The 18,963-nt window shown below is 29.6% G+C and carries 21 protein-coding genes; 10 read left to right on the top strand and 11 right to left on the bottom strand.

Features of this window, described 5'->3' with window-relative positions:
• Positions 1-60 precede the first annotated feature (60 nt).
• On the bottom strand, positions 61-963 hold the full coding sequence (locus FVF61_RS07805; RefSeq protein WP_148455049.1) for a NifU family protein: 903 nt from the start codon (positions 961-963) through the stop codon (positions 61-63).
• Between the two features lie 251 nt (positions 964-1,214).
• On the opposite strand from FVF61_RS07805, the gene FVF61_RS07800 reads away from it, so the two are divergent.
• From FVF61_RS07800 to FVF61_RS07790, 3 genes are all read left to right on the top strand, one after another.
• A complete protein-coding gene (locus FVF61_RS07800) occupies positions 1,215-2,225 on the top strand; it encodes a PorP/SprF family type IX secretion system membrane protein (protein WP_148455047.1) in 1,011 nt (336 codons plus the stop codon).
• A gap of 78 nt (positions 2,226-2,303) precedes the next feature.
• Positions 2,304-2,822 (top strand): gamma carbonic anhydrase family protein, encoded by a 519-nt coding sequence (locus tag FVF61_RS07795; RefSeq protein WP_148455045.1) that lies wholly within the window; start codon positions 2,304-2,306, stop codon positions 2,820-2,822.
• A gap of 1 nt (position 2,823) precedes the next feature.
• A complete protein-coding gene (locus FVF61_RS07790; RefSeq protein WP_148455043.1) occupies positions 2,824-3,318 on the top strand; it encodes a DUF6265 family protein in 495 nt (164 codons plus the stop codon).
• Between the two features lie 9 nt (positions 3,319-3,327).
• Here FVF61_RS07790 and murI read toward each other — a convergent pair whose 3' ends face one another.
• From murI to FVF61_RS07750, 8 genes are all read right to left on the bottom strand, one after another.
• Positions 3,328-4,107, bottom strand: coding sequence for a glutamate racemase (murI, locus tag FVF61_RS07785; protein ID WP_148455041.1), 780 nt, complete (start codon positions 4,105-4,107; stop codon positions 3,328-3,330).
• Positions 4,108-4,174: 67 nt separating this feature from the next.
• Positions 4,175-4,684: an OmpH family outer membrane protein gene (locus FVF61_RS07780; protein WP_148455039.1), complete on the bottom strand. Its 510-nt coding sequence runs from the start codon at positions 4,682-4,684 to the stop codon at positions 4,175-4,177.
• Between the two features lie 33 nt (positions 4,685-4,717).
• Positions 4,718-5,725: an OmpH family outer membrane protein gene (locus tag FVF61_RS07775; RefSeq protein ID WP_148455038.1), complete on the bottom strand. Its 1,008-nt coding sequence runs from the start codon at positions 5,723-5,725 to the stop codon at positions 4,718-4,720.
• Between the two features lie 173 nt (positions 5,726-5,898).
• Positions 5,899-8,589, bottom strand: a complete 2,691-nt coding sequence (locus FVF61_RS07770; protein ID WP_148455036.1) for a BamA/OMP85 family outer membrane protein — start codon at positions 8,587-8,589, stop codon at positions 5,899-5,901.
• Positions 8,522-9,262 (bottom strand): isoprenyl transferase, encoded by a 741-nt coding sequence (locus FVF61_RS07765; protein ID WP_148455035.1) that lies wholly within the window; start codon positions 9,260-9,262, stop codon positions 8,522-8,524. Before FVF61_RS07765 ends, FVF61_RS07770 begins: the two co-directional genes overlap by 68 nt.
• Complete coding sequence (porG, locus tag FVF61_RS07760) at positions 9,263-9,952, bottom strand: type IX secretion system protein PorG (RefSeq protein ID WP_148455033.1); 690 nt, start codon at positions 9,950-9,952, stop codon at positions 9,263-9,265.
• A gap of 99 nt (positions 9,953-10,051) precedes the next feature.
• Positions 10,052-10,936 carry an NAD kinase gene (locus FVF61_RS07755; protein WP_148455032.1) on the bottom strand — a complete coding sequence of 295 codons (885 nt, stop codon included), beginning with the start codon at positions 10,934-10,936 and terminating at the stop codon, positions 10,052-10,054.
• A gap of 6 nt (positions 10,937-10,942) precedes the next feature.
• Positions 10,943-11,602, bottom strand: coding sequence for a CBS domain-containing protein (locus tag FVF61_RS07750; RefSeq protein WP_148455030.1), 660 nt, complete (start codon positions 11,600-11,602; stop codon positions 10,943-10,945).
• 89 nt (positions 11,603-11,691) lie between these two features.
• On the opposite strand from FVF61_RS07750, the gene FVF61_RS07745 reads away from it, so the two are divergent.
• The 7 genes from FVF61_RS07745 (at position 11,692) to FVF61_RS07715 (ending at position 17,778) form a co-directional block, all read left to right on the top strand.
• Positions 11,692-12,405 (top strand): pyridoxine 5'-phosphate synthase, encoded by a 714-nt coding sequence (locus FVF61_RS07745; RefSeq protein WP_148455028.1) that lies wholly within the window; start codon positions 11,692-11,694, stop codon positions 12,403-12,405.
• 6 nt (positions 12,406-12,411) lie between these two features.
• Positions 12,412-13,176 (top strand): alpha/beta fold hydrolase, encoded by a 765-nt coding sequence (locus tag FVF61_RS07740; protein ID WP_148455026.1) that lies wholly within the window; start codon positions 12,412-12,414, stop codon positions 13,174-13,176.
• 54 nt (positions 13,177-13,230) lie between these two features.
• Positions 13,231-13,572, top strand: coding sequence for a phage holin family protein (locus FVF61_RS07735; protein WP_148455024.1), 342 nt, complete (start codon positions 13,231-13,233; stop codon positions 13,570-13,572).
• Between the two features lie 87 nt (positions 13,573-13,659).
• Entirely contained in the window at positions 13,660-14,988 is a 1,329-nt protein-coding gene (tig, locus tag FVF61_RS07730) for a trigger factor (protein ID WP_148455022.1), read from the top strand.
• 93 nt (positions 14,989-15,081) lie between these two features.
• Complete coding sequence (clpP, locus tag FVF61_RS07725) at positions 15,082-15,756, top strand: ATP-dependent Clp endopeptidase proteolytic subunit ClpP (RefSeq protein WP_148455020.1); 675 nt, start codon at positions 15,082-15,084, stop codon at positions 15,754-15,756.
• A 64-nt stretch (positions 15,757-15,820) separates the two neighbouring features.
• Positions 15,821-17,053, top strand: coding sequence for an ATP-dependent Clp protease ATP-binding subunit ClpX (gene clpX / locus FVF61_RS07720; protein ID WP_148455018.1), 1,233 nt, complete (start codon positions 15,821-15,823; stop codon positions 17,051-17,053).
• A gap of 155 nt (positions 17,054-17,208) precedes the next feature.
• A complete protein-coding gene (locus FVF61_RS07715; RefSeq protein ID WP_148455016.1) occupies positions 17,209-17,778 on the top strand; it encodes a hypothetical protein in 570 nt (189 codons plus the stop codon).
• A 36-nt stretch (positions 17,779-17,814) separates the two neighbouring features.
• Here the strand turns inward: FVF61_RS07715 and FVF61_RS07710 are convergent, their stop codons facing one another.
• Positions 17,815-18,495 carry a lycopene cyclase domain-containing protein gene (locus FVF61_RS07710; RefSeq protein ID WP_148455014.1) on the bottom strand — a complete coding sequence of 227 codons (681 nt, stop codon included), beginning with the start codon at positions 18,493-18,495 and terminating at the stop codon, positions 17,815-17,817.
• Between the two features lie 3 nt (positions 18,496-18,498).
• Complete coding sequence (locus tag FVF61_RS07705) at positions 18,499-18,954, bottom strand: sterol desaturase family protein (RefSeq protein WP_148455012.1); 456 nt, start codon at positions 18,952-18,954, stop codon at positions 18,499-18,501.
• Between the last annotated feature and the right edge of the window lie 9 nt (positions 18,955-18,963).

Genomic DNA, 18,963 nt, shown 5'->3' with positions numbered 1-18,963 from the left:
AAAAACATAAAAAAGGCGTCCAAATATAGGACGCCTTTCAATTATTATATATTAATAAATTTAACCGTTTATAGCAACAACACTGCTAATTTTATCTTGTAACATTTCTTTTAAAACATTTTCAATACCACTCTTAAGTGTATAGGTTGAAGAAGGACAACCACTACAAGCACCTTGTAAAACAACTTCTACCACTTTGCTTTCTGGATTGTAAGAAGTGAATTGAATATTTCCACCATCACTTGCAACAGCTGGTTTAATATACTCTTCAAGAATATTGATAATTTGTTTAGAAATATCATCTAAATCGTCGAAAGATTTATCTAATTGTTCTGTAGTTTTATTTAAAACTTTTTGAGCATCAGGAAGTAATATTTCTTTTCCTTGTTCTATATAACTTCTTATAAATTCTCGAAGTTCCATAGTAATATTGTTCCATTCAGCAACCTCATATTTTGTAATAGACACAAAATTTTCATCTATAAAAACTCCTTTTACAAATGGGAAATGGAATAATTCTGTCGCTAAAGGAGATAGTTTGGCTTCGTCTATAGAAGTAAATTCAAAAGAAGAAGTAGCTAATTTTTTATTAGCGACAAATTTCATAGCAGACGGATTAGGAGTGCTTTCAGCATAAACTGTAACAGGCACTTTTTTTGGCACTGAAGTTTCTTCTACTACAACGCCTCCATCATTTAAATAGGATTCTATTTGTTCAGCTACTTCATTTTGAACATCTTTCCATTCTACAATGTTATATCTTTCAACTGCAATAAAATTGCCAGATATATAAACTTTTTTTACAAATGGTAGATAGAATAATTGTTGTGCTAATGGCGAATTTTTAGCCTCATCAATGTTGTTGAATTCGAAGCTTTGATGTTGTGTAATAAACTGATTAATTTCGAATTTTAAAATGCTATTATTGGAAGTTTCTTTAATAGAAACTTGAAAAGTATTCATATTGATAAAATTTTTGACAAAAATACTAAAAGATAACTTTAGTAATCCATATATTTGGCTTTTTCGTTTTTTAAAAAGCGAGAATATTTTTTTATCTCTTTATTAAAGTTAGTCTTTAACTTTTGTTTAGAGACTGAGAAACAGTAATTTTTATATATTTGGTTTCTATTTATAATTTTATTGCAAAAATTAAGTTTTATATTTAGCCTATATTTCGAAAAAATTAAATAGAGTCCCTGAAAACTAAAATTATGATATTAAAACGGTTCTATATATTAGCTTGTGTGTTTTTACTTGCACTAACAGCTAATTCTCAAGAAGGAATGCCAATATATTCAGATTATTTAACCGATAATTATTATTTAATTCATCCATCTATGGCTGGTGCAGCTAATTGTGCTAAAATTAGAATAACTGGACGTCAACAATGGTTTGGAGATGAAGATGCACCTAGTTTATTAACTGCAAGTATAAATGGTAGAATTGGGGAATCTAATTCTGGTATTGGAGCAATCTTATATTCAGATAAAAATGGATACCATTCTAATAATGGATTTTACCTAACCTACGCACACCATATTATGTTTTCAAGAAGTGAGGTAGATTTAAATATGCTTTCTTTTGGGTTGAGTATTGGAGCAATACAGTATAAACTTGATGAAACGGCTTTTGTAAACGAACCTTTTGATCCTATAGTTGCTGGTATTGAACAAAGTGCTACTAATTTTAATATAGATTTTGGGTTTTCATATTTCTTATATAATTTTTACGCTCATGCTACAGTAAAAAATATGCTTAAAAATGAAGGTGTAAATTCGAATGAAAATGGACTTTTTGCATACGATAATCCACGAGAGTTTTTATTAAGTGCTGGATATGTATTTCAGAAATTTGGAAGTGAATGGAGTTTTGAACCATCAACTTTGTTTATTTATAAAGATGGAACCAAAGAATCATCAATCGATATAAATGCGAAAGCTTATAAAGAAATGGAATTTGGTAATTTATGGGGAGGAATTTCATACAGAAGAAGTTTAGATGGAGCTGAATTTCAAGATGGAACTGAAGTTTCAAGTCAAAAGTTACAATATATAACTCCTTTATTAGGGGTAGATTATAAAAACTTTATGTTTGCTTATACGTATTCTTATCAAGCAAATTCTGTTGTTTATAACAATGGCGGATTTCATCAAATAACGTTAGGTTATAAATTTGGTTGCAAAAAAGAACGTTACCATTGTAACTGTCCTGCAATAAATTAAATGATATAAAGCCTTGAAATTTCAAGGCTTTTATTTTTTCATTACTTTTATTCTTTATAGATTTTAATATTTTAAGTTATGCCAATAATTATGCCTGTAAATGGAAAAGAACCAATTATTCCAGACAATTGTTTTATAGCAGAAAATGCCACTATAGTTGGAGAAGTAACTATGGGAAACGACTGTAGTGTTTGGTTTAATGCTGTTATTAGAGGTGATGTTCACTTTATTAAAATGGGAAATAAAGTCAACGTTCAAGATGGAGCAGTTATTCATGCAACATATCAAAAATCTCCAACAACTATTGGAAATAATGTTTCAATTGGTCATAATGCTATTGTACATGGTTGTACTATTAAAAACAATGTGTTAATAGGAATGGGAAGTATTGTTATGGACGATTGTATTGTTGAAAGCAATAGTATTATTGCAGCTGGAGCTGTTGTAACACAAAATACTATAGTTGAAGCAGGAAGTATATATGCTGGTGTACCAGCTAGAAAAGTGAAAGATATAAGTAAGGAATTGATATCTGGTGAGATAAATAGAATTGCTGAAAATTATGTAAAATATTCTAGTTGGTTTAAAGTAGATTAATATGAAAAAATTAATAATAATAACATTGGCTTTTGGGATTTTTGTAGGTTGTAAAAATGAAGAAAAACAACCAGTTAAACCCCTTAAAAGTTATGATAGAATAGAAGATTTGCAGTGGTTAATTGGTAATTGGACAAATATATCTGAAGAATCTCAATCTTATGAAAATTGGTCTAAATTAAATGATAGCACTTTATTTTCGCATAGTTTTACATTAGTTGAAAATGATACTGTTTTTGCTGAACATGTATTAGTTCAGCAAAATAAGGATGAGGTATTATTTACGGTTACAGCGTATAATCAAAATGATAACAGACCAGTAATATTTAAAATGTTGCCTACAGACAATAAAGTATATACTTTTGAAAACCCTGATCATGACTTTCCTACAAAAATTTCTTATTCTAATCCAGTAAAAGATTCAATTTTTGCTTGGATAGAAGGAACAATTAAAGGGGAAAATAGGAAAGTTGATTTTAAATTTAAACGAAAATAAAATATAGTACTAAAAGTTTAAATACTCTACTGAATACTTTTCTCCAATAAGTGAAGCTAAAACTTCAGGATTTCCATTAGAATAAAATTTAATTTTAGGTTTGCTTGTAGCGCTATTTAAAAGGAGATGTTGTTTTAAAACTGCTTGCGTTTGTCTGGCTACTGCTTCGCCAGAATCAATTATTTTTATGTTTTTTGGTAATAATTCTAGAAGCTGAGGCATTAGATAGGGATAATGTGTACATCCTAAAACCAAATAATCTATATTGGTATCTAGCATAGGCTTCATATAAATTTTTAAAAGAGAAGACATCTCTTCTGAATTTATTTTACCAGATTCTATTAGTTGTACTATGCCTTCTCCAACTTGTTCTACTACTTTAATTCCATTAGTAAATACATTTGTAGTTTTATGAAATAATTCGCTTGAAAGTGTGCCTTTTGTAGCTAGAATTCCTATGGCTTTAGTTTTTGTTTGTAAAGCAGCAGGTTTTATTGCTGGTTCAATACCAATTATAGGCAGATTATAATTGTCTCTTAATATTTTTATAGCATTGGTAGTAGCTGTATTACATGCAACTATTATTAGTTTGCAATTCTTTTCTATAAGTAAATCGATGTTTTTTTTACTTAATGCTATAATCTCTTCCTTAGTTTTTTCTCCATAAGGTGCATTCTTGCTATCTGCAAGATATATGGTGTTTTCTTTAGGAAGTAAAAGATTTAGTTCCTTCCAGATGGATGTGCCTCCTACACCAGAATCGAATATACCTATTGGTTGTTTGTTCATTACAGTCAAAAATAAAAAAAGCCACTTGATTTAAGTGGCTTTTAAAAGTTATATTTTTTTAAAAAATTTAGATACCTAAATCTTTTTTAACATCGTCAAGTAAGTTTTTACCATCAGCCATAATAACACCACCACCTTGAGTAGAGTCTAGCACATAATCAAATCCTTGAGCTCTAGCAACTTTTAAGATTGCAGCTTTAGCTTTTTCAGTAATTGGTTTTAATAAATCAATTTCTTTTTTCTGCATTTCTTGTTGCGCTTGATTTTGATATTGTTGGATGTTTTGTTGCATAGTCTGAACTTCAACTAATCGTTTTTGGTTTTCCTCGTCAGTTTTAGATGCAGCTTCAGCTTCATATTGTTTCATTTTGTTTTGGTATTCTGTAACCATAGCTTGAATATCTGCTTCGTAAGTTTTTCCTAGCTTATCCATTTCAGCTTGAGCAGTATTCATTTCTGGCATAGCTTGTATTAATGTTTGAGTATTAATATGTGCTACTTTACTTTGAGCTTGTGTAAAGCTTGTTGCTGCAATAAATAAAGCTGTTGCTAATAAAAAAGTCTTAAAATGTTTCATTTTTAAATAGTATTAATGTGTGTGTTATAAATTTTAATTGTTATCAGTTTCATCAGGCTCTGTGCCATCTGTGTTATTGTTTTGTTGCGCGTTATTTTCTCTTTCTTCTTTAGCTCTTTGTCTTTCTTCTAATATTTGTTGTTTTCTTTCTTCTAATTCTTGTTGTCTTAGTTCTCTATCTTTTAATTTTTGTTGTCTACGTTCTTCTAAAATTTCTTCTCTTGTTTTTTGTTCTCCTTCGACTACCTCTCCATTTTCGTCCAAAACAGGCTCATTCGTAGAGTTTTCATTCATTCTAGCATTTAATTTTTCTTCTCTTATTCTAGCTCTTTCTGCAATTATACTGTCTCTTCTTTGTTGAGCTTCTAATTGTTTTTGTTCACGCTCATCTAGTATTTCTTGTCTTCTCTCTTCATCTGCTGCCTCTCTAGCTTCTTGTTCTTTATCTATTTCTGGATGAAGCTCTTCATCTTCAGCAGCTTTTCTTTCAGATCTTGATTCTGCTTGAGTACGTTTAGCACTTCTAGAAATACTTCTAATAACTTCTTCGCTAAAATCAAATCTTTCAGCTGAATATAGCATAACAACATCTGCTGATTTATCGAATACAAAATCATATTTTCTATTCTCAGCAATGTCTTGAACTGCTGCAAAAATTTGATCCTGAATAGGCTGAATTAATTGTCTTTTTTGAATCATTAAATCGCCATTTGGACCGAAACGTTTTTGTTGATAATCTAATATTTCTTTCTCTTCGAAAGTAATATCTTCTTCACGCTCTTCAATTAATTCTTTAGTTAATAGTGCCTTTTCGTTGCTTAGATCTTTGCGTTTTTGTTCAATTTCGCTTAATTGACTTTCTATTTCAGTTTTCCATTTTTGAACTTTACTTTCTAATTGAGCAGAAGCTTCTTGATATTCTGGAACGTTTTGTAAAATGTATTCTGTATCAATATATCCAATTCTAACACCACGTTGTGCTTGAATCGATATACTAATCATAGATATTATAACCAGTAAAAAAAGAACTTTTATTTTCATCTGTTTCATATTTTATAATTTATTGGTCTATAAATTCTAAAAAGAGACAGCTGATTATTTAATATGTCTGTCAATTTTTGAATTAGTATTTTCAAAATTAACGAAATTTAACTTTAAAAATTTTAATTCTGTATTTAAATAATCAAATAGTTATTAGAAAATATCGTGCCAAATTAAAATTGTTGTCCAATAATAAAATGTGTTTCCCATCCATTTGGACTAGATTGACCAGGAATTGGATCGAATCCATAACCAAAATCAATTCCTAATAAACCAAAGGCAGGCATGAAAACACGTAATCCTACACCAGCTGATCTTTTTAAATCGTAAGGACTATAGTCTTTAAAATCGTTAAAAGAAATACCACCTTCCATAAAACCTAATACAAATATTTTTGCTTGTTGTTTTAAGGTAATAGGGTATCTTAATTCTAATGAGAATTTATTGTAAATAGTTCCACCATCGTTTGTTGGGTTACCATTAGCATCTACTGGTTGAATAGATTGGTTTGGATAACCACGCAATGCAATAGATTCTCTTCCATCTAAACTATAAGATCCTAGTCCATCTCCTCCTAAGAAGAAACGTTCAAAAGGAATATCTCCTCTATCTTGATTATAAGCTCCTAAAAATCCGAATTCAGCACTAGGTTTTAAAACTAATTTTTTAACTATTTCTTGATACCATTCTGCTTTAAATTTTACTTTATAAAACTCTAACCAATTAAAACGTTCTTGATCAATTTCAGCAATACCATTATAAGCTTCATTACTTTCAGCTGGTGTATAAATATTGTCAGGATCTTGGACAATGTATTCTAAATCTTCTCTTTCGTCTTTCAATTCTTTATAGTCTACACCATTAAATAGTGAATATGGTAAAGTTAATTTAGCACTAACACTAAAGTTTGAGCCACCAACAGGGAAAACAGGATCATTATAAGTGCTATTTCTACTTAATCCAATGGTGTAAGCTAAATTATTAGAATAACCATCGCCAAATGTAAATAAACCAGTATTATAATTTTTCAGATTATAATGTTGATAACTTAAAGCTTGAGATAACGTGAAATAGTTATCAGGTATATTTAAACGTTTTGCTAAACCAACAGAAATACCTGTTATATTAAAAGCTTTGTCTCTGTCAGCTTTACCAGTTCTAGAGTCATATAAAAATTGTTTTGTATGAGAAACAGAAGTTGAAAATTGTACAGGTTTTTCACCACCTAACCATGGTTCTGTAAATGAGAAACTATAAGTTTGATAAAATTGACTTGCTTGTAATCGTAAAGCTAGTTTTTGACCATCTCCTCTCGGTACGGGTTTGTATGCTTTTGGATTAAGAATGTTTTTTAAAGAAAAATTGTTAAATGATAATCCAAGTGTACCTATAAAACCACCTCCACCATAACCACCTTGCAATTCTATTTGGCTAGATCCTGTTTCTACAACTGTGTATTCTAAATCAATTGTACCTTCGTTTGGATTAGGATTAGGAAAATCTGTTGTTAATTGAGCTGGGTCAAAAAAACCAAGAGCACTTAACTCTCTAATAGTTCTAATAACATTCGACTTGTTATATAATTGTCCTGGACGTGTATGCAATTCTCTATAAATAACATGATCATTAGTTACATCGTTTCCTACAACAGTTACATTATTAAAATAGACAGGTTTTCCTTCTGAAATTCTTATTTCTAAATCAATAACATTACCCTCTGCACTTACTTCTACGGTGTTAATGGTTGAGAATAAATACCCATTGTTTTGATATAAGTTAGTTATATCTACTGCTTCAGGGTTTTCAGTATCTGCAATTCTTTTTTCAAGTAAAATACCATTATAAGTGTCTCCTGGATTTATTCTTAATATTCTTCTTAAAACATCGTCTGAATAAACAGAATTTCCAATAAAATCTATTTTACCGAAATGGTATAATTCACCTTCTTCTAAATCTATGTATAAGGCAACATTTTTTTGGTCTATAACAACTAAACTATCAGATATAATTCGAGCATCTCTAAAGCCATTTTCTTTAAACTTGTCTACAACACTATTAAGGTCTGTTTTAAAATCTGCTTCAATATATTTAGAACGTTTAAGGACGTGAGTTATATTTTTTTGTTTTGTATTTTTCATAGCTTTTTTAAGCTTACTATCTGGTAAAACAGTATTACCATTAAATACAATTTCTTTAACTTTTACTTTTTTTCCTTTGTCAATATTTACAACCATATTCATAGCTCTTGTTGATGTTTGCAAAGTATCAACTTCTTCTACCTCAATGGTATTAATATTAACTTTAGTATTATAAAACCCTTCTTTCTTATATTTGTTTTCAAGGTAGTTTTTAGTAGTTGTTAATAGGTTTTCGGTTACTTTAACACCTTTGTTTAAAGTGTTTTCTTCAATAATCTTTTCCTTTTTAGATTTTTTTACACCATTAATTTTAACTTCGTTAATTTCTGGTAAATCTTCAAGTCTTATTTCTAGAAAAACTTCATTTCCTTCAATTCTATTTACATACATTTCTATGTTATTAAATAGATTAGAATTCCAAAGTTTTTTAATGGCTGCACTAATCTTGTCGCCAGGTATAATAACTTCCTCTCCTTTTCTTAGACCAGAATAAGTAATAATTGTTTGTTCGCTAAAACTAGTGTTTCCTAACACCGAAATTCCTCCAATAACATATTTTTTGCCATCTTGAGTATTGTCCTGTGCATGTGTAAATTGAATATTTACAAAAAATAGTAATGTAAAAATTGGTAGTAAATATGTTTTCAATAGTAATTTATTAATTAATTTGTTCACTTGTTTTCCCAAACCTTCTTTCTCTTTTTTGATATTCAATGATTGCTTCATATAAATGCTGCTTTGTAAAATCTGGCCAAAGCACACTTGTAAAATACAATTCTGCATAAGCAATTTGCCATAATAAGAAGTTGCTTATACGTTGTTCGCCACTAGTTCTAATAAGCAAATCTACATCATGTAAATTTCGCGTGTAAAGATGCTCATTAATAACCGATTCATCAATATTTTCGGGCGAAATTATATTATTTTTAACTTTAATGCTTATTTTTTTAACTGTATTTATTAATTCTTCTCTAGAACCATAACTTAATGCTAGCGTAAGTGTCATTCGGTTATTGTTTTTTGTGCTTTCAATAACTTCTTTTAGTTCTTGTTGAGCTTTTTTAGGAAGTTCATTTAAGTTTCCTATGGCTAACAGTTTGATGTTATTATCTTGAAGTGTTTTTATTTCTTTTTTTAATGAAGTAACTAATAGCTTCATAAGTGTTTGTACTTCAAGTTTTGGTCTGTTCCAGTTTTCTGTAGAAAAAGCATATAGCGTTAAATTTTCTATGCCTAATTCGGCAGAGCCTTCAACGACTTGTCTAACAGATTTTGTGCCATTTTCATGACCTATAGCTCTTATGAAGCCTTTTTGTTTTGCCCAACGACCATTACCATCCATGATAATCGCAAGATGTTTAGGTAATTGGCTTGTATTTATTTTTGATTTTAAATCCATTTAAAAAACACAATAACAAGGTTTTTTCCCGAAAGTATAAGTTAATGTCATACCAGTAAAAACATACCAATCATTATTATTTTTGTTTCCAAAAGCTAATGGTGCATCGTTATCGTAATCTGGTGCGCTTCCATCAAGTTCATCACTAAAAGTATATCTAGCACCTATTTCAACAGCTAAAACAAAGTTTTCCATAAATTTTGCTTTAAATCCTAGTACCATTGGAATGCCATAAGCTATACTAGTTGTGTCTTCTGAAGTATAAACTCCTTGATTAGAAAAGAAAAAATTGTCATGATATGCTGCTGAAATTCCAGAATATAAATATGGTGTAGCTTTGGTTCTTCCATCATGAAGGTCGAAATCAAAAAATGTAAATTCTAAACCAAGTGATGCTTCAACTATATGATTGTTGAACTTATAACCTCTTTCTTCTCTTCTGGGATCGTCTGAATCTAAATCGTCTCCTACCAACTCAGAATATATTAATGAAAAACGAAAAGAATGTCTAGGACTTCTATTCCATTTATAAATACCACCAATGGCAAGCTGGTTAGGGGCTATATAAGTTGTAGCTCCAACATCACCAATAAAATTACTGCCACCAAGAAACACACCAATTTCATGTGTTTGCGATTGACTGAATTGAATAGTTATTATGAAAAATAAAATAGTGGTTAAATACCTCATAAATGTTCAAAAGTTTGCAAATATAATAAATAAGATTAGCCTATAACAATTTGAATCAAATTGTATTAGAATAAAACAACATTTCTAGAAAATTATTGTTTAATTTCTTCGGTCTTCTCCCCAAAGAAGCTTTTTGCGAAGTGTATCTAAAAAGCTTTCTCTTAAAAGTTCTATCATTTTAATTTTAAAAGGTGCTTTTTTTATAGTTACAATAGTATTATTGCTTAAAGTGGCAATTCTTGAGTCTAGCGAAATTAAAAAATTATCTTCTCGACCACTTACTTTAAGCTGAATTTCAGTAGAATCAGTAATTATTAAAGGTCTTGCGCTTAAATTATGTGGAGCAATAGGAGTAAGTACAAAACTATTTGTATCTGGTGTTATTACTGGGCCTCCACAACTTAAAGAGTATCCTGTAGAGCCTGTTGGTGTAGAAACTATTAAACCATCACTCCAATAAGAAGTTAAATATTCGCCATTTAATCTTGTCTCAACAGTTATCATAGAAGTCGTGTTTTTTCTACTTACTGCTATTTCATTCAATGCAAAATTTAAGTCTTCAAATTCTTTGTGCTTTGGATAGGTGTTAATTGAAAGCAAACTGCGTTCAGATATTTTGTAGTTTCCCGATAGGATATCATTTATTGCTTCAATTATATCTTCATTTTGAATAGTTGCCAAAAAACCTAAACGTCCTGTATTTATACCAACTATTGGGATGTCTAAATCTCTTACAATTGTTGTAGTTCTTAACATAGTACCATCTCCACCTATGCTAATTAATAAATCAAAATTTTTATCTAAAGTTTGAAATGTTTTAAACTTGTCGTAATTTTTATGGTTGGTTAGTTGATGATTAATAATGTCAAAAAAGTTATCTTCAATGTATACATCAATATTCTTATCAAAAAGATAATCTAGAAGTATTTCTACTGCTTCTTCGGCATTTTTATGATAGAATTGTCCAAAAATTGCAATTTTCATAGTTATCTACATGTTTAAATATTTGTTTAAATAATCCGATCGTTCTTTTAAACTTTCAAGATAACTATCTTCTTCATGTCCAGATATAATATTATAACTATAGCGTCTGAATGTATGCATAATGTCGTTTAATCCAGTATTCCCTATTTTAAGAGTTATTTGTGCGACATCGTTTTCTGTTTTAGAAATAAAGGCTCCTAAAATTTTTCCATCATTAGATTCAACAATCTGGCTTAATTCACTAAAGGAATAATCATTAAATCCTTTTTCTATAATTAAAATGCTACCAGCTTCTGCGAAAAAAGGAGTTTCATTAAACAAACCAATAATATCATTTAATTCATAGTATCCTAAATAGGTGTTTTTTTCATTTAAAACAGGCATAATATTAGTAGAGTTTTGTGCAAACGCTTCTAAAACATCCAACCAAACCGTATTGTGTCTAACAAAAAATCCTTCAATAGCATGTTTGTATTCAGATATGTTCTTGCTGCTATTATAGCAATGTGCATCTGTTTCAGACATACAACCTAAATAAACACCATCTTTGTTTTTAATTGGTATATGCGAATATGTTAATTGGTTAAATAATAATTGGATGTCACCAATTTTATCTTCAATTAGTAATGGTTTTATGTCGTTTATTATAAACTCTGAAAGATTCATAGGTCAATTAATGTTCCTGCAAATTAATCAAAAAATTACTATAATAACCTTGAATGACTTTGTATTTTTGTCTGAATAAATTAATGGACATGACAAAATTAAGTGTTAATATAAATAAGATAGCTACTTTAAGAAATTCTCGTGGTGGAAATATACCAAATGTAGTTCAGTTTGCTAAAGATGTACAAAGATATGGAGCTGAAGGCGTTACTATTCATCCAAGACCAGACGAAAGACATATTAGATATCAAGATGCTTACGATTTAAAATCAGAGGTTTATACAGAATATAACATTGAAGGTAACCCAATAGATAAATTTGTAAATATGGTTTTAGAATTAAAACCAACTCAAGTTACTTTAGTGCCAGATGCTTTTGATGCCATAACTAGTAATGCAGGTTGGGATACTATAAAACACAAGCATTTTTTAGTAGATGTAATTAAAGAGTTTAAAGATCATGGCATTAGAACGTCCATTTTTGTGGACCCAGATTTAAATCAAATTGAGGGAGCAAAAGCAACAGGAACAGATAGAATTGAACTTTATACAGAAGCTTTTGCACATAATTTTAGTTTAGGTAATAAATCTGCTATCAAACCTTATACTGCTTGTGCAGAATTGGCAAATTCTTTAGGAATTGGCGTTAATGCGGGACACGATTTGTCTCTTGAAAATATTAAATTTTTTAAAGAGCACATCCCAGAATTATTAGAAGTGTCCATTGGTCATGCACTTATTTCAGAGAGTTTGTATTTAGGAATTGAAAATGTCATTCAAATGTATTTACAAAAATTAAAGTAATTATTCATGCAATTATATTCTAACATATTGGGAGATGGAAAACCGTTTGTTATCCTTCATGGTTTTTTAGGGATGAGTGACAATTGGAAAACCCTAGGAACAAAGTTTAGCGAACAAAATTATGAGATTCATTTATTAGACCAACGTAATCATGGAAGGAGTTTCCATAGTGATGATTTTAACTATCAAGTGATGGTTGAAGATTTAAAAAACTATTGTGAAGCAAATAAGTTAAATGAGATTATTTTACTTGGTCACTCAATGGGAGGAAAAGTTGCCATGCTTTTTGCAGCTACATATCCAGAATTAGTTTCAAAGTTGTTAATTGCAGATATTTCGCCTAGATTTTATCCAACACATCACGATGCAATCCTAGAAGGGCTAAGTAGTCTAGATTTTAAAAAAATGGAAAGTAGAGGAGAAGCAGAAGATCAACTTTTTAAGTACGTATCAGATTATGGAACCAGACAATTTTTATTAAAAAACCTGTATTGGAATGACGAAAAAGAGTTAGCGTTAAGAGTAAATTTAGAAGCTTTAAAAGAAAATATTGAAGAAATAGGCGAGGCTTTGCCAATACATGCACAATATAAAGGAGACACACTTTTTCTTCGTGGAGATAAATCAGAATATATAGGATTACAAGACGAATCAATAATAAAATCGCATTTTCCGAATTCTAAAATTGTAACAATTTCAAATGCTGGTCATTGGTTGCATGCCGAAAATCCAAACGATTTTTATAATGAAGTAATGAGTTTTTTAGGTTAATTTAAAGTAGATTACTATCTTTAAATTCAAACTAATCAAACTAAACTAAATTTTATGAACTTAATTATTCGTATCTTATTAACAGCAGTAGCTGTGGTTATATTAGCTAAATTCCTGCCAGGAGTTGCTGTCGAAGGTTTTACTTCAGCTATCATTGTGGCAATAGTTTTAGGGTTACTAAATATTATTGTTAAACCTATTTTAGTCATTTTAACATTGCCTATAACCGTAGTTACTTTAGGTTTATTTCTATTGGTTATAAATGCTTGTATTATTTTAATGGCTAACAGTTTTATAGATGGTTTTGTTGTAGATGGCTTTTGGATAGCCTTGCTATTTAGCTTGTTACTGTCTGTACTTGAATCCATAATGTTTTCTGTCTTAAATAAAGATTAAAATAGACTGAAATACAATACGTTAAAAACTTTGTTGGGTTGTAAAAAATATGTATTTTTGCAACCCAATTTTTATGTCAAAAAAATAATGAATATTACAAGAGAAAACATCGATGCATTAAATGCTGTAGTAAAAGTAGATATCGCTAAAGAAGATTATAGCGCTAAAGTTGAAAAAATCTTAACAGACTATAGAAAAACAGCTAACATACCAGGTTTTAGAAAAGGTCATGTGCCTATGGGAATGGTTAAAAAACAATATGGAAAAGCCGTTTTAGTTGATGAAGTAAATAAATTATTACAAGAAGCTTTAAATAAATATTTAACTGAAGAAAAGTTAGATGTTCTTGGACATCCACTACCTAAACCTCAAGATAATTTAGATTGGGATTCAGATAAATTATCATTTGAATTCGAACTTGGGTTGTCACCAGAATTCGATGTGGAATTAAAAAGCAAAAAAGCTATTACTAGTTATACCATTGTTGCTGGAGATAAAATGATTGATGAACAAATTACAAACATCCAAAAACAATATGGGAAATTAATTTCTCAAAATGAAGTAACAAAAGAAAGTGAAGTTACTGGAACTTATAATAACGAAGAAAAAGGAATTGAAAATACCGTTACCTTAACTTTAGATAAGTTTAAAGGAAAAACTACAGAAAAGAAATTTGTAGGCGCAAAAGTTGGTGATGTTATTACCTTAAATACAAAAGGACTTTATAATGACGATCATGAATTAATGCATGCTTTAAAATTATCTCATGATGAAGTTCATGGATTAGATATTGAAGTAACATTCACTGTAACAGAAATTAACGAACGTGAATTAGCAGATTTAGATCAAGAATTATTTGATAAACTATTTGGCAAAGACACAGTAAAAACTGTTTCAGAAGTTAAAGAGAGAATAAAAGAAGATGCTGAAAAACAGTTTAAGCAACAAGCAGATCAAAAGTTGTTAAACGATGTTACAGAGTATCTAGTTGAAAACACTAAATTCGACTTGCCAGGAGAATTCCTTACAAAATGGATGCAAACATCTGGTGAAAATCAATTAACTGAAGATGAAGCTAAAGATGAATACGAAAAATCTGAAAAAAGCTTACGTTACCAATTAATAGAAGGTAAATTAATTACAGACAATAACATTCAAGTAACAATGGATGATATTAAAGGTCATGCTAAGCAAATGATTAAAATGCAAATGGCACAATTTGGACAAATGAATCCTTCAGATAAAGAATTGGAAGATATTGCAGCAAGAGTATTATCTAATCAAGATGAGGCTAGAAGAATTTCTGAGCAAATTATCAGTCAAAAATTATTAGAGCTATACAAAGAAAAAGCAAATCTTAAAACTAAAGAGCTTACGTACGAAGACTTTATAAAAGAAGTTTACGGAGATAAATAACTTAACAAAGTTTTAAAGAATAAATCCTTATATTTAGGCGTTAAAATTGTATTTTTAACGCCTTTTTAATTCAATTTATACACAAGACAATTTATGGATTACGGAAAAGAATTTGAAAAATTCGCTATAAAAGATCAAGGTATTAGCAGTACATATTACAATAAAATTATTAGTAGTATGTATCCAACAAACTTGACTCCAAACATTATTGAAGAACGCCAAATGAATATTGCTATTTTCGATGTGTTTTCGCGTTTAATGATGGATCGCATCATTTTCTTAGGCACAGGAATTAATGACCAAGTGGCTAATATTATACAAGCACAATTATTGTTTTTAGAAAGTACAGACTCTTCTAAAGACATTCAAATTTATATCAATTCGCCAGGCGGATCAGTTTATGCAGGACTTGGTATTTACGATACCATGCAGTTTATTAAACCAGATGTGGCTACAATTTGTACAGGAATGGCAGCCTCAATGGGAGCCGTTTTATTATGTGCAGGTGAAAAAGGAAAACGTAGTGGTTTAACTCACTCTCGTGTTATGATTCATCAGCCTTTAGGTGGAGCTCAAGGTCAAGCAAGTGATATAGAAATTACAGCAAGAGAAATCTTAATCTTAAAAGAAGAGCTTTATAAAATTATTAGTAAGCACTCAGGACAAGATTATGATAAAGTCTATGCAGATAGTGATCGAGATTATTGGATGAAAGCCGATAAAGCTAAAGATTACGGAATGATTGATGAAATTTTAGTAAGAAGCTAAAATATAATAAGAAAACAATTCCATTTCAAAATATTTGGAATTTTAAACTTAGAATTTATTAGTAATGGCAAAGGAAGATTTAGAATGTTCGTTTTGTGGTAGGAAAAAGCCAGAAACAAATTTATTAATTGCAGGATTAGATGCTCACATTTGCGATAAATGTATCGAGCAGGCTCATGGTATTGTTTTAGAAGAATCTAAACAAAGCGATAAAAGCGAGCTCTCTGCAGAGCTTATGCTTCGCAAACCACAGCAAATAAAAACGTTTTTAGACGAATATATTATAGGTCAAGAAACAACTAAAAAAGTCATGTCTGTGGCTGTTTACAACCACTATAAAAGGCTTTTACAACCACCAAGTGATGACGATATTGAAATTCAAAAATCAAACATCATTATGGTTGGACAAACAGGAACTGGTAAAACTTTAATGGCTAAAACCATAGCAAAAATGCTTAATGTGCCTTTAGCTATTGTAGATGCAACAGTTTTAACTGAAGCTGGTTATGTAGGTGAAGATGTAGAAAGTATTTTAACACGTTTGTTACAAGCAGCCGATTACAATTTAGATAAAGCCGAAAAAGGCATCGTATTTATTGATGAAATAGATAAAATTGCACGTAAAAGTGATAATCCATCTATTACAAGAGATGTTTCTGGTGAAGGTGTACAACAAGCCTTATTAAAGTTGTTGGAAGGTACTGTAGTTAATGTACCACCAAAAGGAGGTCGTAAACATCCAGATCAGAAATTTATTGAAGTAAATACTGAAAACATTCTTTTTATCGCTGGTGGAGCATTCGATGGTATAGAGAAAGTGATTTCAAAACGTTTAAACATGCAAGCTGTAGGTTATAGTGCTTCCATGTCTGAAGAAAGAGTTGACCAAAGTAATTTACTGCAATACATTATTCCAAAAGATTTAAAAGATTTTGGTTTGATTCCAGAAATTATTGGCCGTCTTCCTGTATTAACATATATGGATCCTTTAGATGCTGAAACCTTAAGAGCTATTTTAACAGAGCCTAAAAATGCCATTATTAAACAATACAAAAAATTGTTTGAAATGGACGAAATAGATTTTAGTATTACAGATGGAGCTTTAGATTTTATTGTTGAAAAAGCTATTGAATATAAATTAGGAGCTCGAGGTTTACGCTCTTTATGCGAAGAAATTTTAACCGATGCCATGTTCGAGTTACCTAGTACAAACGAAAAAGAGATAAAAGTTACCAAAGCCTATGCCGAAGAAAAATTATCCAAAACAACTATTAAGAAATTGAAAGCTGTTTCATAGAATTATAAGAGCTTATTTGAAAAGGTTGTCAAAATGGACAACCTTTTTTGTTTTATAGTGAATAAGGTTGATTGTTAAAATTGAAAAACACAGGTTAAAACCCATGAATATTATCACTAAATTTATGCATATTAAGGGATGTTTATATTAATTAAATGAAGAAGAAAATACTAATCATAACATACTCATTTTTATTCTCATTTATGGCTTTTTCACAAGAATTAGAGATTCATGAAATTAAATTAAAAGATACTATTTTAAAAAGTACAATTTCAGACTACATAAAAGAAACAAAAACTTTCGATTCAGAATTTAATCATATAGGATATATAATTGTAGTTATTAAAGGATTAAATAATTATAATAAAGAAAAAGACATATTCAGAATTTATAATATTTATGATTCTTCATATCCTTTAGAGAAAAATGATCAAGATATTATGTATCCTAATTATTACACCTATGTCGATGACAAATTAGTTTTAATTTATAATGATCTTAATAAAGAAGTATTTGATTATACTTTTTCTTGTAAGAGTAAAAAGAAAATGAGGACATTAATGGAAACTTTTTTAAGCCCTAAAATTAAATCTAAAGATTTACCTAAAAATAAATTAGAAAGAGATTTTATAAAAGATTTTAGAGAGCAATATGTGAGATTTAGGCATACTGAATTAATTATTATAAAAGATAAAGAACCGATAGTTATTAAAAATGTTCATTAAAATGAAAAAAATAAGACCACTCCAAAAGAGTAATTTTTATGCTTTTCTCTTGAAATAACAATACAGCTCTATATTCATAAAAATCAACAACAAGCCATAAATTGAATCTTCAATAGGAATATTAAACAACCGTATTCTTAAATTCTCAGCATCATTATACCAAACAATAGGTTCCACTAAAAAACTACCTGTTAAAACACCATTGCTTAGAAAGAAGAATGGCAAGACAAACAGATAACTTAAATAATGCAAAGATAGGTCTGTCTTCTTATAGATTAAATACATCAAATAAAAACTGGTTCCAAAAAAAGTGACAGACGTGTATAATTTACCGTAATTGAATATGGCTGTAATAAAGAGTACTGTAATAAGTATATAAGAAAGGATCGTTTGATATTTCTGTAATGCATTAGTCTTAAAAAAATATTGAAAAGCAAAATAGCTAAAAACACAAGCATAAGGAATACAGATAAAAAATAAAATCTCTTCAAGTGGTAAATTACCAATATGAATTCCTGTTAAATACGTTCCGTTAAAACCCCAAACACCTATTTTAGTAAATAATGAATCCCAAATAACAAATAATAAAGTCACTAAAATGTTGGCCTTATAAAACGATTTCCAATCTTTATAAAATGCATGTTTTGGATAAAAACTGGCAATGAAAGGGATTGATATACAAGCTAAATTAACCAATAAATAGGTGTAAGCATCCATAGGTTATTTGTATTGGTTGTGGTATTTTTTGGGAACAAACAGCATTCCAAAACACTCGCCTTTTTCTTTGCCAAGGTGTTTGTGGTGTACTTTGTGTGCTTTGCGTAAGCCTAAGAGAAATTTGTTTTTTGTGTTTTTAAACCATTTAAAACGTTGATGAATTAATACATCGTGAATTAAAAAATAGGTAAGACCATAGAAAAAAATGCCCAAACCAATAAAAAATAAAAAGTTTAACTCTGGAACAGCTCCAAAATAGAAAAACAAGATACTTGGGATGGCAAAAATGATAAAAAAAGTATCGTTTTTTTCAAATACGTGTGGATATTTTGGTTGATGATGATCTGCATGCAAATTCCATAAAAACCCATGCATCACATATTTGTGTGTTAGCCATGTCACTATTTCCATAAGAGCAAAAGTGCCAAGCGTAATTAAAATATATAATAGAATAATCATAATGAAAGT

Origin of the sequence: Xanthomarina maritima (assembly GCF_008084905.1) — a bacterium.
Classification (GTDB): domain Bacteria; phylum Bacteroidota; class Bacteroidia; order Flavobacteriales; family Flavobacteriaceae; genus Xanthomarina; species Xanthomarina maritima.
This window is presented reverse-complemented; position numbering and strand designations above follow the sequence as displayed.